The 15895-nt window shown below is 52.6% G+C and carries 13 protein-coding genes and 1 other annotated feature; of the genes, 8 read left to right on the forward strand and 5 right to left on the reverse strand.

The genetic code is table 11. The annotated features are described in order from the left end of the window. Positions 1-5: 5 nt before the first annotated feature. Positions 6-1787, forward strand: a complete 1782-nt coding sequence (locus tag ACFPOF_RS25110; RefSeq protein ID WP_378137854.1) for a stalk domain-containing protein — start codon at positions 6-8, stop codon at positions 1785-1787. 49 nt (positions 1788-1836) lie between these two features. On the opposite strand, the gene ACFPOF_RS25115 is transcribed toward ACFPOF_RS25110, so the two are convergent. The 4 genes from ACFPOF_RS25115 to ACFPOF_RS25130 form a co-directional block, all read right to left on the reverse strand. Beyond that, positions 1837-2436 carry a response regulator gene (locus ACFPOF_RS25115; protein ID WP_378137856.1) on the reverse strand — a complete coding sequence of 200 codons (600 nt, stop codon included), beginning with the start codon at positions 2434-2436 and terminating at the stop codon, positions 1837-1839. Continuing rightward, positions 2436-3563, reverse strand: a complete 1128-nt coding sequence (locus tag ACFPOF_RS25120) for a histidine kinase (RefSeq protein ID WP_378137858.1) — start codon at positions 3561-3563, stop codon at positions 2436-2438. The genes ACFPOF_RS25115 and ACFPOF_RS25120 overlap by 1 nt, the downstream gene beginning before the upstream one ends. A gap of 13 nt (positions 3564-3576) precedes the next feature. Then, the gene (gene desA / locus ACFPOF_RS25125) at positions 3577-4626 is read right to left on the reverse strand and encodes a Delta(5) desaturase DesA (protein ID WP_378137860.1); all 1050 of its coding nucleotides are present in this window, start codon (positions 4624-4626) and stop codon (positions 3577-3579) included. A 139-nt stretch (positions 4627-4765) separates the two neighbouring features. Continuing rightward, complete coding sequence (locus ACFPOF_RS25130; protein WP_378137862.1) at positions 4766-5644, reverse strand: LysR family transcriptional regulator; 879 nt, start codon at positions 5642-5644, stop codon at positions 4766-4768. Positions 5645-5768: 124 nt separating this feature from the next. On the opposite strand from ACFPOF_RS25130, the gene zwf reads away from it, so the two are divergent. The 5 genes from zwf to asd all read left to right on the forward strand — a co-directional run bounded on the left by zwf (position 5769) and on the right by asd (position 13104). Continuing rightward, a complete protein-coding gene (gene zwf, locus ACFPOF_RS25135) occupies positions 5769-7289 on the forward strand; it encodes a glucose-6-phosphate dehydrogenase (protein WP_378137864.1) in 1521 nt (506 codons plus the stop codon). Continuing rightward, positions 7267-9261: a transketolase gene (gene tkt, locus ACFPOF_RS25140; protein ID WP_378137866.1), complete on the forward strand. Its 1995-nt coding sequence runs from the start codon at positions 7267-7269 to the stop codon at positions 9259-9261. Before zwf ends, tkt begins: the two co-directional genes overlap by 23 nt. Positions 9262-9289: 28 nt before the next feature. Next, on the forward strand, positions 9290-9955 hold the full coding sequence (fsa, locus tag ACFPOF_RS25145; RefSeq protein ID WP_378137868.1) for a fructose-6-phosphate aldolase: 666 nt from the start codon (positions 9290-9292) through the stop codon (positions 9953-9955). 39 nt (positions 9956-9994) lie between these two features. After that, a complete protein-coding gene (gndA, locus tag ACFPOF_RS25150; RefSeq protein WP_378137870.1) occupies positions 9995-11404 on the forward strand; it encodes an NADP-dependent phosphogluconate dehydrogenase in 1410 nt (469 codons plus the stop codon). 225 nt (positions 11405-11629) lie between these two features. Then, positions 11630-11892, forward strand: a binding site (T-box leader). 126 nt (positions 11893-12018) lie between these two features. After that, positions 12019-13104 carry an aspartate-semialdehyde dehydrogenase gene (gene asd / locus ACFPOF_RS25155; RefSeq protein WP_378137872.1) on the forward strand — a complete coding sequence of 362 codons (1086 nt, stop codon included), beginning with the start codon at positions 12019-12021 and terminating at the stop codon, positions 13102-13104. 38 nt (positions 13105-13142) lie between these two features. On the opposite strand, the gene ACFPOF_RS25160 is transcribed toward asd, so the two are convergent. Beyond that, positions 13143-13286, reverse strand: a complete 144-nt coding sequence (locus ACFPOF_RS25160; RefSeq protein ID WP_378137874.1) for a hypothetical protein — start codon at positions 13284-13286, stop codon at positions 13143-13145. A gap of 259 nt (positions 13287-13545) precedes the next feature. Here ACFPOF_RS25160 and ACFPOF_RS25165 point away from each other — a divergent pair, with 259 nt between their 5' ends. Continuing rightward, positions 13546-15024, forward strand: coding sequence for an Lsa family ABC-F type ribosomal protection protein (locus tag ACFPOF_RS25165; protein ID WP_378137876.1), 1479 nt, complete (start codon positions 13546-13548; stop codon positions 15022-15024). Positions 15025-15051: 27 nt separating this feature from the next. Further along, positions 15052-15873 (forward strand): GNAT family N-acetyltransferase, encoded by an 822-nt coding sequence (locus tag ACFPOF_RS25170; RefSeq protein WP_378137878.1) that lies wholly within the window; start codon positions 15052-15054, stop codon positions 15871-15873. Positions 15874-15895 lie beyond the last annotated feature (22 nt).

Consider the following 15895-nt stretch of genomic DNA (forward strand, 5'->3'; position numbering starts at 1 on the left):
GCTAGATGAAAATGATAGGATGGAAACAAGCAGGAATTACGCTATTATCGGTTGCGTTATTTATTCCGACAATCACAGCAGTTAACGCCGCGACGACACCGGGAGCCATTACGTCGGGGACGACTTCGGTCGTCTTCTATCTGGATAAGAAAGAGGCGTTCCTTGACGGCAAACAAGTGACGCTGGAAGCGGCGCCTGTCGTCGTTCAAGGCAATACGTTCGTACCGGCGCAGTTCGTCGCCGGGGCGTTAGGGTTGACTTACACGGCCGACACGGCCAAACAAATCATCACGATGGAAACATCCAAAGTACGCATGAAGTTTGATTTGAAAAACAAATCTGCTTTCGTCAACGACTATTGGTTTAAGCTCGATCAAGTGGCAACCGTCGTCGGCGGCAAATTGCTCGTTAAGCTGACCTGGCTGTCCTCTTATATGGGAGCCACCTACACGTATAACAAGGATCTCAGAAGGATCGACGTGCTGCACCTTAACCGCCCGGACGGCGTGTACGATCCGACCTCCAACAGTTCGAAGCCGGTCGCCAAGTTTACGCTCGGCAAGACGAGCTACAGGCTTGGCGAGCCGATCAAATACGTGAACCTAAGTTACGATCCCGATGCGGAGGCACTGGCGTTGACGTGGACCGGCAAAGAAGAAGCGTTTTTTAAGCCAGGGACGTACCCGGTCACCTTAACGGCGACGGACAAGAGCGGCAACAAAAGCGCCCCTTACACTCGTAACGTTGTTGTCGAGAACGTGCCGTATTTAAGCAAGGCGGAATACCCGCTGTACACCAAACCGGAAGGCGCGTATATGCCGACCGATTGGCCGACATTATACGGTAATTTTCTAAATTTGGAAAATGTCACGAAGCAAGTGACGGAAGACAGGTCTCGCTCGCTGCTCGTCAGCGATAGCCCGGAGACGTTCTCTGAACTCGGAATCTTGTACCAGGATTCGGTCGAAGGGAAAACGCGCCTGTACGCCAACCATCAGAACGGCACGAATGCGAAAGTGTCGTTCGCGATTCTCGCGAAAAACGAGACGGATCATCCGGTTACGCTGAAGACGACAAGAAAAGGCGAAGTATATCCGACTGTATATGCGATGCAGATGGGCAGCGAAGCAAGCGTTGACTTTATGATGGACGACCCGATCGACGAAGAGATGACGATTCCGCCCGGCGAGACTTACATCTATAAGCAATTTCCGGATTTCTATCCGGGACAGGGCGTTAATTTGCTGTACGACGTCGAGTCGGACGGCAAAGTCCAATATACGTTCGCGGTCGCGAACAGCGTATCGACCGACATGCTTAATATGACGAAGTTACCGTACAACAAGCATATTCGGGGAACGTTCCCCGTGACGGGATTCGATTGGAAAGTCGATTTGTCGGAAACAGGCTTAAGCAAACCGAAAGTACTTGTACTCGGAGACGGCAAGCAAGATCCGTTCCAGAAAGGCATCGATCCGATGAGAGACAACGCGACGGTCGACGATCCGGCCAACTACGGCACGGTGTACAGGATCCACGCCGATCGTCCAAGACGTATGGCGGTGTTAATTCTGGCGAAAGGCGGTTCTTTCAAGGGACCGTTCAAGATCGACGGGGAAATACGCAAAGTGCCGGCTTCCGGCGTACTGACTGCGTTCGACGGTATGATCATCCTAGAGAAGACGACCGGCAATGAGGAGAGCCTGGATATCGAGTTTACGCCGCCTGCCGGCTCGGCGTTTCCAATCAACCTGATTTTCTATCCGCTCGACGAACGAGCGAAATAAGTTGTGATCGAACAAAAGACACGCTGCCCAGATAATGGCTGCGTGTCTTTTATTTGAACCACCCTTTTTCCCTGAACCGCTTGATCGCTTCGACCCGGTTACCGACGTCCAGCTTCGCTAGAATGACGGAAATGTAATTGCGGATCGTCCCAGGCGTAATGTAGAGCTCCTCCGATATTTCTTTTGTGCTTTTGCCGTCGGCGATAAGACCGAGCACTTCTTTCTCCCGCTCTGTCAGCGGATTCTCTTGCCCGTAAGCTTCATCCATCAACTCGGGCGCGTATGTTCTGCGTCCGGCGACGATCATGCGAATGGAATTCGCCAAGTCTTCGCTGGGGCTGTCCTTCAGTAAATAGCCGTGAACGCCTGCTTTAATCGCTCGCTCGAAATAGCCTGCGCGGGCGAAAGTTGTTAATATCACAACTTTACAATCGGAGGAGGCAAGCTCTTCGGCCGCTTCGAGACCGCTTTTTAGCGGCATCTCGATATCGAGAATACATACGTCCGGCTGATGCAGCCGCACGAGCTTCACCGCTTCTTCTCCGTTGCAGGCTCTGGCGACGACCATCATGTCATCCTCCAGTTCGAGCAGAGAGGCGAGGGCGCCTAGGATCATCCGTTGGTCTTCCGCGATTACGATTCGTATCATCAGTATGCCCTCTCTCTCGGATGCGTATTTGGAACTCGGAGCAGGAGGGAAGTCCCCGGGCCGGCTCCCCATTCTACACTGCCGTTAACGAATTCAATCCGTTCTTTCATACCCTGGATGCCGCTGCCTCTATTGAAGAAGGCATTGCTTGTCAACCCGATGCCGTCGTCATCGATCATAAGAAGCAAGTCCGTTGGCCGATGGACAATCGTAATCTGGCAGATGGTTGCCTGGCTATGCTTGACTACGTTGTTCACCGCTTCTTTCAAACACATACAGAGGACGCTTTCGCTCATCGTAGACAACGTGTGGGATTCCGTGTTTCCTTCGACGATGGATTCAATCTGCGCCGCCTTCAGTATTTGCTTAATGCGGTCAATCTCTTCGGGAAGTTTGGCCCCGCGCATTTTGGTAACCAGTTCTCTGACTTCCTTCAGCGCGGTGCGTGCCGTCTGGCTGACTTCCTTCATTTCGTGCTGAGAGGCGTGCGGCTTTTTCAACATTAATTTCTGCGCCAAGTCGCTCTTCAAGCTGATGAGCGATAGTTTCTGCCCGAGCGTATCGTGCAAGTCTCTGGCGATTCGCTGACGTTCCTCCAGCTTGACCAACTCCGCGATCCGCTTGTTGGCGTCGTTTAACTGCACTTGAAGCGACTCGTTCTTGTTCCGGTTATAGTTCAGAATCGGAAGCAGGATGACCATGATCAAGCAAAGCACGACAAACGGCAGTTGGTTAATGAATATCGGGTTTTTTACGAAAAAGCCGTATTCGATCGTTAAAATCGTTGAGATGAGATGGATGACATAGAGCGTAAAAAATCCTCGTCGACTGGCGATGTTGCCGATAATGAATGTCAGGAAGAGAGAGAAGTACACGAAGCCGAACAAGACGGTCATTGTCATGGAGATCGCAATTTGCACACCGGCCCAGACATACACTTTCCAACCTTTCGTGAAAAACACAAGCACGTAAGAGATGAAAAACAAAACAATTAGCGCGATACCGGCTGCGGTGTGAAGCTTGGACGATGAGCGGGTAATAAAATAAAAGGGCAGGATAAACAACACTGCCCATACAAACGGACTTAATCCGGTTGTTTTATGAAGATTCGTCCGCCAACTTTGCATGATGTGCCACCTTCTAGGCGATATCCGCTTGATCGGCAATCGGCTTGTTTACGGGCGCGGACGGCTGGCGACGGTATGCTTTGAGCTCCCGGAAACCGATGAACGTCCGGGCTCTCTCGTCCCATAAGCGGAAGCGCAAGGAACGCAAGCTCGTGCGAATGCCGATCGTCGTCGCTTTCTGCAGCGGCGGTATGGCGTTATGCGCCTTTTCCAAATTGTAATTCGGCACTTTCGGGTTCAAATGATGAACGTGATGGAAACCGATGTTGCCGGTCAGCCATTGCAGGACGCGAGGGAGACGATAGTAGGAGCTGCCTTCGACCGCCGCGTTCACATAGTCCCAATGTTCCTCGTGCTCGAAGTAAGAGTCTTCGAACTGGTGCTGAACATAGAATAACCAAATTCCGAGCATTCCGGCAACTAGCATGATCGGTCCTTGGACGAGGAGCAAACTTTGCCAGCCGATTAACAATCCGATCAACGCGTAAGATGCAACGATGGCAAGCGTCGTCAGGTGGGTGTTCCATCTTTCCTTTTTCTTGGCGCCTTCGCGGTTCATACGATACGTGACGAGAAACAGAAAGAGCGGCCCGAGCCCGAGCATTACGATCGGGTTGCGGTAGAAACGGTAAGCGAGTTTGCGCCCTGTCGACGCGGCGACATACTCGTCGACCGTCATGACCCACATGTCGCCGACCCCCCGCTTGTCGAGGTTGCCACTTGTCGAGTGGTGGATATTATGCGCGTTCTTCCATTGTTCGTAAGGGAAATGCGTCACGACGCCGAGCAAGTTGCCAAGGAAGTCGTTCGCTCTGCGGCTCTTGAAAAACGATTGATGGCAGCAGTCGTGGAAAATAATAAACGTCCGAATAAGGAATCCGGCGGCCGCGACGGCAATCGGTAGCGTCAGCCAATAAGAGACGGACAAGCTGGCATAAGCCGCAATCCAGAGCATGATAAACGGCAGCAGCGTGTTCGCGATCTGCCGGATGCTTGCGCGCGTATTCGTCTGCGTAAAGGGCGCTGCGCTTTTTTTTAATTCGGCGATTTTCTTGGTGTTCATGGTGGATGGCCTCCAAGCTCTCATACTTAGATTCAAGTATAAGAGAGGGGGGCGCATGGCTCACAGTCACATCCGTCAGGAGTCGCATATGACAAATGTCATATAGGCTCGAAGATCGGCAGCGCTCGTCACGACCGCCTTACCGGACGAGCTCAATAAACTTGGTCGCCGCGCTCGTGAGCGGCATATTGCGCATCGTCATTATGCCGACGTGGGACGGAGGCAGCGGGACGTCGAGCTTGATCTCGAACAATGAGCCTTGTTCCAGTTCTCTCGATACGAATTCCCGTGTCACGTAGGAGATGCCGAGGCCGCGTTTCGCGAACTCAATCAGCAGGTCGACGCTGCCGACTTCGATTTCAGGTTTGATCACATATCCGTAACTCTGGAAAATTTCCGTGATCGCCATCCGTGCCCGGCTATTCCTCGAGAAAAGAATGACGGGATAACGCAGCAGCATGTCGAGCGACAGCACCGTGTCTTTCAACTCGGCGTAACGTTCGCCTGCGACGAAGCAATCCTGCAGTTGGAAGCTTTCCCTCACTTCGAGCTGCGGATCGACAATCGGCATGCGAACGACGCCGAGGTCGATTTTGCCTTCCTTCAGGAAGGTGATCACTTCGGGTGTCGTGCCGTGATTCAAGTGAAGTTTGACGCCGGGAAACGTGCGATGAAATTGTTCCAAATAAGGGAGCACGTAATGCTTAAACAGCGAATCGCTTCCGCCGATGCGCAGCTCGCCGCTGTCCAAGTTTTTGAGCGCGGCCATTTTCTCTTCGGCGAGAGTGATCAGAATGTGGGACTGTTCGATGTAGGAATACAGCACGGCGCCCTCCTGCGTCAGCTCGACGCCTTTGGAGTTCCGATAGAAGAGGGGGATGCCGAAGCTGTCTTCGAGCTGCTTGATGGCATGGCTGACGCTTGGCTGCGTCAAGTACAGCGCTTTGGCCGCTTGCGTCAAACTTCCCGTCTTCGCCGCCCAGTAGAACACTTTGTATAATTCAAAGTTGTTGGTCATAGACACCATCTATATCTCCTGTAAAATATATTAATTACTTGTATGGCTTCAAAACGTATTATAGTGAAAATATGAAAAAGAAACCAGAGAGCGCGCAAGAGGCTCTTTCGGAAGGAGAATTCATATGGAGCCAGCAACATTTGTCTTGTTCGGCGCGACGGGAGATTTGGCCCGAAGAAAAATATATCCCGCTCTTTATAATTTGTTCGTCGACGGCAAGCTGCCGCAGTCTTTTTCCGCGTTCGGCCTCGGTAGAAGGGAATGGACCGACGAATCGTTCCAGGCGAACATCGAGCAGTCGATTCGTCAATTCTCCAGACGCGAAGTGGCGAACGAAGCGGCGCTGAAATCGTTTCTGCGTTCATTCCGCTATCATGTACTCGACATCGGGCGCAAGGAAGATTACGCATCGCTGCTCGACCGGGTGCAAGTACGCGAGGACGAACTGCATATGGCGCCGAACCGGTTGTTCTACTTGTCCGTCGGCCCGGAATACTTCGAGCCGATCGCGGCCAACATCCAGGAGAGCGGGCTCGGTTCCTCGAACGGGTGGAAACGCCTTGTTATCGAGAAGCCGTTCGGTCACGACCTGGCGTCCGCCCGCGAGTTGAACCGGAAGCTAAGCCAGTCGTTCGCGGAAGAAGAAGTGTTCCGGATCGACCACTATCTCGGCAAAGCAATGGTACAGAAGCTCGAATCGCTTCAGCAGTCGAATCCGGTGTTTCAAGCGTTGTGGACGAACCGCTATATTGCCAATGTGCAAATTTCGGCGATCGAGACGGTCGGCGTCGAAGAGAGAGCAGGGTATTACGATCATGTCGGCGCGATCAAAGACATGTTCCAGAACCATATGCTCCAGATGCTCATGATGGCGGCGATTCATCTGCCTCACGATAGCAGCTCGGACCAGGTGCGCTTTAAGAAAAAGAAAGTAATCGAGGCGCTGGCGCCGTTGCAGAAGCATGAGATCGCTGCCAATGTCATTCGCGGTCAATATGCGGAAGGCAGTATTCAAGGTAAGCCGGTTGCCGGTTATTTGTCAGAGCCGGGCATTCCGCCGACTTCCATGAACGATACTTTTATCGCTGCCCGTCTAGAGATTGACAACAATTACTGGCGCGGCGTTCCTTTCTACATTCGCACCGGCAAAAGAATGAACGAGAAGTCGACGAGAATCGTCATTGAGTTCAAAGACCCGCTTAAGCCGTCGTCCCAGTCGTCCGAAGAGCCGGTCGCGCCGAACTTGCTTATCATCGACATCGGGCCGCGCGAAAGCATTTCGCTTCAATTTAACGAGAAGGACCCGGTTAGCGGGCAGTTCAAGCCGGTGACGGTTCCGCTGTATGAAAGCAAAGGCGATGTGCCTGAAGCTTACGAGAACCTGATCTTCGACGCGCTTCACGGCGATGCGACGTTCTTCGCCCATTGGGATGAAGTCGAACTGAGCTGGCAATGGGTGCAGCCGGTTTTGGACGAGTTCGCGGACAACCAAGTACCATTGCATCGCTATGCGGCTGGCAGCTACGGCCCGGATGCGTCCGATGCGCTTCTTGCGCAGGACGGCTACCACTGGTGGTTCGATGAGAAGGTCGAGCAATCAAACGAATCCAAAGGAGAACAGTATGCCTACAACACAAATCATTGATCAACTCGCAATCGATACGATCCGCACATTGTCCATCGACGCCATTAACGCGGCCAATTCCGGGCACCCTGGCTTGCCGATGGGGGCCGCGCCTATGGCGTATGCGCTTTGGGGATCCGAGCTGAACCACAACCCGGGCAATGCCAAATGGTTTAACCGCGATCGCTTCGTCTTGTCCGCGGGCCACGGCTCTGCTTTGCTGTATAGCTTGCTGCACTTGTCCGGATACGCGGTATCGCTTGATGACTTGAAGCAGTTCCGCAAGCTGAATAGCAAGACGCCCGGCCATCCGGAATTCGGCCATACGGACGGCGTTGACGCGACGACCGGTCCACTCGGCCAAGGAATCGCGATGGCGGTCGGCATGGCGATGGCGGAAGCGCATCTCGCTGCGAAATACAATCAGGAAGGTTTCCCGGTTGTCGATCATTACACTTATTCGCTCGTCGGCGACGGTTGCTTGATGGAAGGTATTTCGTACGAAGCGATGTCGATGGCCGGTCATATGAAGCTGGGCAAATTGATCGTGTTGTACGATTCCAACGACATTTCTTTGGACGGCGACTTGAACCTGTCGTTCGGCGAGAACATTCGCAAACGCGCCGAGTCCGTGAATTGGCAATATATCCGCGTGGATGACGGCAACGATGTCGAACAAATTCAAGCGGCGCTCGCAGCCGCGAAGGCAAATGCTGACCAACCTACATTGATCGAAGTGCGCACGATCATCGGTTACGGCAGCAAAGGGGCGGGAACGCACAAAGTCCACGGCAACCCCCTCGGTAAAGAAGAAGCGATAGCGACGAAAAAAGTATACGGCTGGCCTCATGAGGAAGAGTTCTACGTTCCGGCGGAAGTGAAAGCTCACTTCGAGCAATTGAAGCAGCAAGGAGCGGCCAAAGAAGCGCAATGGAATAAGCTCGTTGCGACGTATACGGCGCAGTATCCCGAGCAAGGCAAACAATTCTCGCAAGTGATCGACGGGACAGTGACGATCGATGCGTCCGACATTCTCACTTTCGATACGTCCAAGTCGATCTCGACTCGCGTTGCGAGCGGTGAAGCCATTAATCATTACGTGCAAACCGTACCTTCCATCTTCGGCGGCAGCGCGGACTTGTCCCATTCGACGATGACGGACATTAAAGGCGAGGGCAAATTCGCCGTCGACTCTTACGCCGGGCGTAACGTCTACTTCGGCGTCCGCGAGCACGCCATGGGTGCTGCGGGCAACGGCATGGCACTGCACGGCGGGGTGAAACCGTTCGTCAGCACGTTCTTCGTATTTTGCGACTATTTGCGTCCTTCCATCCGTCTTGCGGCATTGCAGAAGCTGCCGGTCGTGTACGTCTTCACGCACGACTCCATCGCAGTCGGAGAAGACGGGCCCACGCATGAGCCGATCGAACATTTGGCCGCACTTCGCACGATTCCGGGCTTGACGGTCATCCGTCCGTCCGACGCGAACGAGACGGCGAGCGCGTGGGCGTATGCGCTGGAGCAGAAAGAAGGTCCTGTCGCGCTTGTGCTGAGCCGGCAAAACTTGCCGATCTATGAAGCGACCAAAGGCAACAAAGCCGATGTGGCGAAGGGCGCATATGTTTTGGCTGAGACTAACGATAAGCCGGACATCGTTCTCATCGGCACCGGTTCGGAAGTGTCGCTGGCGGTAGATGCCAAAGCGGCGCTCGAGCAAGATGGCTTGTCCGTGCGCGTTGTCGCCATGCCTAGCAGAGAACTGTTCGACCGCCAGTCGGAAGCGTACAAACAAAACGTGCTTCCGGATGCCGTCACGAAACGCCTCTCTATTGAAGCGGGCATTTCATTGGGCTGGGAACGCTATACAGGTCCTCAAGGCAAAGCGATTGCGATCGACACGTTCGGGGCGTCCGGTCCAGGCGGCGCGGTTATGGCCTTCTTCGGTTTCAGCGTCGATAATGTTGTTCGCGTAGCGAAAGAACTGTTAAAATAAAATAAAAAAATAATTGGAGGTCTTTCCCATGAAGTTTTTTATCGATACGGCCAACTTGGCTGACATTAAGAAGGCGTACAAAATCGGCGTCTTGTCCGGCGTTACGACGAACCCATCCCTTGTTGCCAAAGAAGGCGTCAAATTCGAAGATCGCATTGCCGAAATTCTTCGCGAAGTGCCGGAAGTCGAGTCTGTATCTGCTGAAGTCACTCCCGATGCGCTGACGGCGGAAGAAATGATCGAGCAAGCGAATGAACTGATCAAAATCAACAATTACGACAAAAACATCACGATCAAGCTGCCAATGACGCTTGCAGGCTTGGAAGCATGCCGCTACTTGAGCAAAAAAGGCGTCAAAACGAACGTTACGCTTATTTTCACCGTGAACCAAGCGCTGCTGGCCGCTCGCGCGGGCGCAACGTATGTATCGCCATTCCTCGGTCGCTTGGACGACATTTCCGAAGACGGCGTGCAATTGGTAGCGAAAGTTGCCGAGCTGTTCCGTACGCATAATCTGGACGCACAGATCATTGCCGCATCTGTTCGCCACCCTGACCACGTCACTCGCGTGGCGATGGCAGGCGCACATATTGCGACGATTCCGTTCTCGGTTATCGAGCAAATCTCGAAACATCCGCTGACAGAGCAAGGGATGGAGAAGTTCGCGGCAGATTGGAAGAAAGCAGTTCAATAATAGAGACAGATTTCAAGAAGGATGGAGAGAGACACTACGATGAGTAAACAACAGATCGGCGTCGTCGGCTTGGCCGTCATGGGCAAGAACCTCGCCTTAAATATCGAAAGCAAAGGCTTCTCCGTAGCGGTGTTCAACCGTTCTCCAGAGAAAACGAAAGAGCTGCTTCAGGAAGCGCAAGGCAAAAACTTCGTCGGTACGTACAGCGTAGAAGAATTCGTTCAATCGCTCGAGACGCCGCGCAAAATTCTCATTATGGTCAAAGCGGGCAAAGCAACGGACGATACGATCGATCAGCTTGTACCGTATCTCGACCAAGGGGACATTCTGATTGACGGCGGCAACGCATACTTCCCAGATACGCAGCGCCGCAATAAAGACCTGCAAGCGAAAGGTTTCCGCTTCATCGGCGCCGGCGTCTCCGGCGGCGAAGAAGGCGCCTTGAACGGTCCGGCGATTATGCCGGGCGGGCAGAAGTCGGCTTACGAACTGGTCGAGCCGATTCTAACCGCAATCTCGGCCAAAGTCGGCGGCGATGCCTGCTCGACGTATATCGGCGAAGACGGTTCCGGCCACTACGTCAAAATGGTGCATAATGGCATTGAATACGGCGACATGCAATTGATTGGCGAAGCCTACCATTTGCTGAAAGACGTGCTTGGCGTCAGCACTACTGAGCTGCACGAGATTTTCACGGAGTGGAACAACGGCGAACTGGACAGCTACCTGATCGAGATTACGGCGGATATCTTCTCCAAGACGGATCCGGAGACGGGCAAACCGATGGTCGACGTGATTCTTGATTCGGCGGGACAGAAGGGAACCGGTAAGTGGACGAGCCAAAGCGCGCTTGATTTGGGCGTTCCGCTCTCCATTATTACCGAATCCGTATTCGCTCGGTTCATCTCGGCGCTCAAGGACGAGCGTGTCGCTGCCAGCAAGAAGCTGGACGGTCCTGCCCCGATCGCCTTCGAAGGAGATCGCCAAGCGTTCATCGAGTCGGTGCGCAAAGCGCTGTTCGCCAGCAAAATCGCATCGTACGCACAAGGTTTCGCGCAGATGAGAGCGGCCTCCGAAGCGTATGGCTGGAATCTCAACTACGGCGGCATCTCGATGATTTTCCGCGGCGGCTGCATCATCCGCGCAGGTTTCCTGCAGAACATCAAAGACGCGTACGATCGCAACCCGGATCTGAAAAACTTGTTCCTCGACGATTATTTCAGCAACATCGTTCGCAGTTATCAAGACGCATGGCGTCAAGTGATCGCCGTCGCCATCACGCGCGGCATCCCTGTACCGGCATTCTCTTCCGCGCTCGCCTACTACGACAGCTACCGTACGGAGCGTCTGCCGGCGAACTTGCTGCAAGCGCAGCGCGATTACTTCGGCGCTCATACGTTCGAACGGCTCGATCGCGAAGGCAGCTTCCATTTTCAGTGGATGGACTAATTGTTGAATCGCTACGGCATAAAAGCTGATCAAGAACCCGCCATTTCCGGCGGGTTCTTTGTCGCTATGCGAACGGAACGAAATGCCGTCGGCTCTTGTCTAATAGGTTGGAGGTGAAGCGGTATTCATCGGAAGACATCACTTTCGTCGAGGTCGCGATGAAGTAAACATTTTCGAAATAACCCTTTACCGGGCTGTCTTGATTTGATAAAATATTTGCAATGAATAAATGCGACGACGAGACGAGTAAATAAACGAGTTCTTTCACAGAGAGCCCCGAAGCTGAGAAGGGGTAAAGAATTCCTTATTGAAGAAAGACTCCGAGCAGCACGCCGGAACCTCATTGGAGGGGGTGGCGTGACAGGAGCTCCTGTTATAGAGCTAGAGTATAAGCAGCGTTAATACACGATGCCGTACTCGAAGAGGCGAATCGGGCGACCGGTTGGCGAACCTGGGGTGGTACCGCGAGCGATAATCTCGTCCCTGAGACAATTGTCTTGGGGGTGGGATTTTTTTGTTATCGCGGCAGCGTCAGCTTCTTGCATACAATAAAGCGACAGGTTCAATTGAACAATGATATTTATACTCCCCTTAACGAAAGGATTGGCATAAACATGACGCAAAAATTGAAAGTAGGCATCGTTGGCGGTACGGGCATGGTCGGACAAAGATTCATCGAGCTGCTGAACGGGCATCCTTGGTTTCAAGTGACGGCCATTGCGGCTAGCGCAGGTTCGGCCGGCAAGACATATGAGCAATCCGTTCAAAGCAGATGGAAATTATCGACTCCGATCCCCGAAGAAGTGAAAGGCATTGTCGTCCAAGACGCTTCCAAAGTGGAAGAAGTCGCGGGACCGGTCGATTTTATTTTCTGTGCGGTCGACATGGGTAAGAAAGAAACGCAAGAGTTGGAAGAAGCGTATGCAAAAGCCGGCGTCCCGGTCATCTCGAACAACTCCGCGCATCGCTGGACGCCGGACGTGCCGATGGTCATTCCGGAAGTAAACCCGTCGCATCTTGAAGTGATCGCGGCCCAGCGCCAACGTCTCGGAACGACGACCGGCTTTATCGCCGTTAAGCCGAACTGCTCCATTCAAAGTTACGTGCCGATGCTGAACGCGTTGCTCGATTTCAAACCGACGACGGTCGTCGCTTCCACGTATCAAGCGATTTCCGGCGCAGGCAAAAACTTCACCGACTGGCCGGAAATGCTCGACAATGTCATTCCGTACATCGGCGGCGAGGAAGAGAAGAGCGAACAGGAGCCGCTGCGCATCTGGGGTTCCGTTCAGGACGGCCAGATCGTGAAAGCGAGCGCGCCGCACATTACGACGCAGTGCATTCGGGTGCCGGTAACGGACGGCCACCTTGCGACCGTATTCGTCAAGTTCGAGAATAAACCATCCAAAGAACAAATTCTTGAGCGTTGGAAGCAATATCGCGGACGTCCGCAAGAGCTCGGCCTGCCAAGCGCGCCGCAGCAATTCATCACTTATTTCGAAGAAGACAACAGACCGCAAACGAAACTGGACCGCGATCTCGAAGGCGGCATGGGCGTATCGGCGGGGCGCCTTCGCGAAGATTCCTTGTACGATTTCAAATTCGTCGGACTATCGCACAATACGCTGCGCGGCGCTGCGGGCGGTGCCGTCCTGATCGCAGAGCTGCTGAAAGCGGAAGGTTACATTCAAGCGAAATAAGCGATACACGCATAAAGTTAGGAAGCCAAATCCGCTCCTTAAGGTTTGGCTTTTTCTTTTTTCTGCAAGCGGACGAGTTCGTTGATTTGTTGATCGTGCCGGCTGCCAAGCAGCAGGAGGACGGCCACGCCGCCGCATAAGGCGGAAAATTTATCGGTCAATTTCTTGAAATGTGCGGGCATGTGTGATAAGATGCTGTTAATTTAAGGACTGGAGTTGGGAAGATGAACTAACTTTTCTTGCTGATTGCGAAAGATGACATCGTGACGAATATCGTCTATGTTGTTCTTCGCGCGCAAGAAAGTTACTTTATCTTCTCGCTCGGACGAATAATAACCTCCTGCAAACCTGCCGCATGGCACGGTTGGAGCGTACTTATGAAGCCGCGAGAAAGCAACTTTCTTGCGGCTTTTATTATTTACGTTATAGGAGGACAACTATATGTCATTAATCAATATCACCAATCTAACTTTCGCCTACGAAGGCAGTTACGATAATATTTTCGATAACGTCAACCTTCAGCTTGATACGGACTGGAAACTCGGGCTAACGGGAAGAAACGGAAGAGGGAAGACAACTTTTCTGAACTTGCTTCTCGGCAAGTACGAGCACGGAGGGCGGATTTCTGCGAATGTCGGCTTTGATTATTTTCCTTTTCCTGTCAAGGACGCCGGGGAGTTGACGCAGGACGTCGTGAATGACATTTGCCTCGATTATGTCGAATGGGAATTAATACGGGAGCTTTCGTTGCTCAAAGTATCCGAAGACGTTTTGGACCGACCTTTCGGTTCGTTGTCCGAGGGCGAGCGGACAAAGGTGCTGCTGGCGGCCCTGTTCCTGAAAGAAGACAGTTTCCTGCTGATCGACGAACCGACTAACCATCTGGACATAGAAGCCAGAAAAATCGTCGGCGATTATTTACGCGCCAAACGCGGGTTCATTCTCGTCTCGCACGACCGTTCATTCCTCGATCGCTGCGTGGATCACATCCTTTCGATCAACAAAACCAACATCGAGGTGCAACGAGGCAACTTCTCTTCTTGGTGGGCGAACAAGCAAATGCAGGATCAGTTCGAGATGGGCGAGAACGATAAGCTAAGAAAAGACATCAAGCGATTATCCGAGGCGTCTCAGCGCACGAGCCATTGGTCGGACGAAGTGGAGAAAACGAAGAACGGCACGAGAAACTCGGGTTCCAAAGTCGATAAAGGCTACGTCGGCCATAAAGCCGCCAAAATGATGAAACGCTCCAAAGCAATTGAACATCGACAACAAGCCGCCGTGGACGAGAAATCCAAACTTCTGAAAAATATCGAAACGTCGGAGAGTCTAAAGCTCTCGCAGCTCTCGTACCATCGAAGCAGACTTGTAGAGCTCGAAGGAGTGTCTATCCGATACGGCGAGAAAACGGTGTGCAGCGATGTCGGTTTTGTCATCGAGAAAGGCGACCGGATCGCATTGACGGGGAGGAACGGATCGGGCAAATCAAGCCTCATCAAACTCATTTGCGGCGAGCCGATCGATTATACGGGCACTGTCCGGGCAGGCAGTCAGTTGAAAGTGTCCTATGTGTCGCAAGATACCTCTCATCTGCGTGGCAATTTGACGGAATACGCGAGAGATCATGGGATTGACGAAAGCTTGTTTAAGGCGATTTTGCGTAAGCTCGACTTTGCGCGCGTGCAATTCGAGAAAGAAATGTCCGCGTTCAGCGGGGGACAGAAGAAAAAGGTGCTGATCGCAAGAAGTTTGTGCGAGCAAGTCCATATGCTCGTCTGGGACGAACCTTTGAACTTCATCGACGTCATTTCCCGCATGCAGATCGAAGAGTTGTTACTTGAATACGAGCCTACCATCGTGTTCGTGGAGCATGACCGCGAGTTTTGCGATCATATTGCGACGAAGACGATACGGCTGTGACAGAACATGAAAAGCGAGGAGCCAAGCATGCTGACTAAACAACAACTAACGGATATCGAACGTCTGCAAGAAGAGTGCGAGAGGTTTGACCAAATCCAATTAAAGCTGAACGGCGAGATGCTTAGAAAACGCGAATCTGATCAACTTGATTATTTCTATTATGAGAACGGCGCGTTGATTGCATTTCTGGCGTTGTATCCGTTCGGATCGACGGTGGAAGTGTGCGGCATGGTGGCGCCTCTCGAGCGCAGAAAGGGACACTTTCAGCGATTGTTCCGCGATGCGATGGCGTACGTCGGGCAAGGCGGGTATAACAAAATTTTGCTCAACACCCCAGCCGGATCGGTATCCGGTAAAGCTTTTCTACTAGAGCAAGGCGCACAATATGCATTTTCGGAATATCAAATGGAGTGGCAGATCAGACCCTACGAAGACGTGATCGGTATTCGATTGAGGCCGGCAGAGCCTGAAGATTTCGAAATGCGTATAAGGTTAAATGCGACGGCGTTCGGCTTAAGCGAGGAAGATTCGCGTGCGATAGAAAGCCGATTGGACATTGAAAGCGACACCTCCGTGTACATGATTGAAGAGGGCGGGGTAACAGTAGGAAAAATCCGAGTCAGTTGCGAGGAAGGGCAAGCATGGATTTACGGTTTCTCGATTTTGCCCGATTACCAAGGCAGAGGCATCGGGAGAAACGTGCTGCGCCAAGTCGTTAGAGATCAAAGCGGTGCAGGTTATTCGGTTCACTTGGAAGTCGAGACGAAAAACGCCCAGGCGCTTGGCTTGTACGAATCCGTCGGGTTTAAAGTCGTTCACGCGCAAGATTATTACCGGTATTCGGTTTAGGTATTGACCTGGAGTCAACTCC

The organism is Cohnella soli, from assembly GCF_042655525.1.
Lineage (GTDB): Bacteria > Bacillota > Bacilli > Paenibacillales > Paenibacillaceae > Cohnella > Cohnella soli.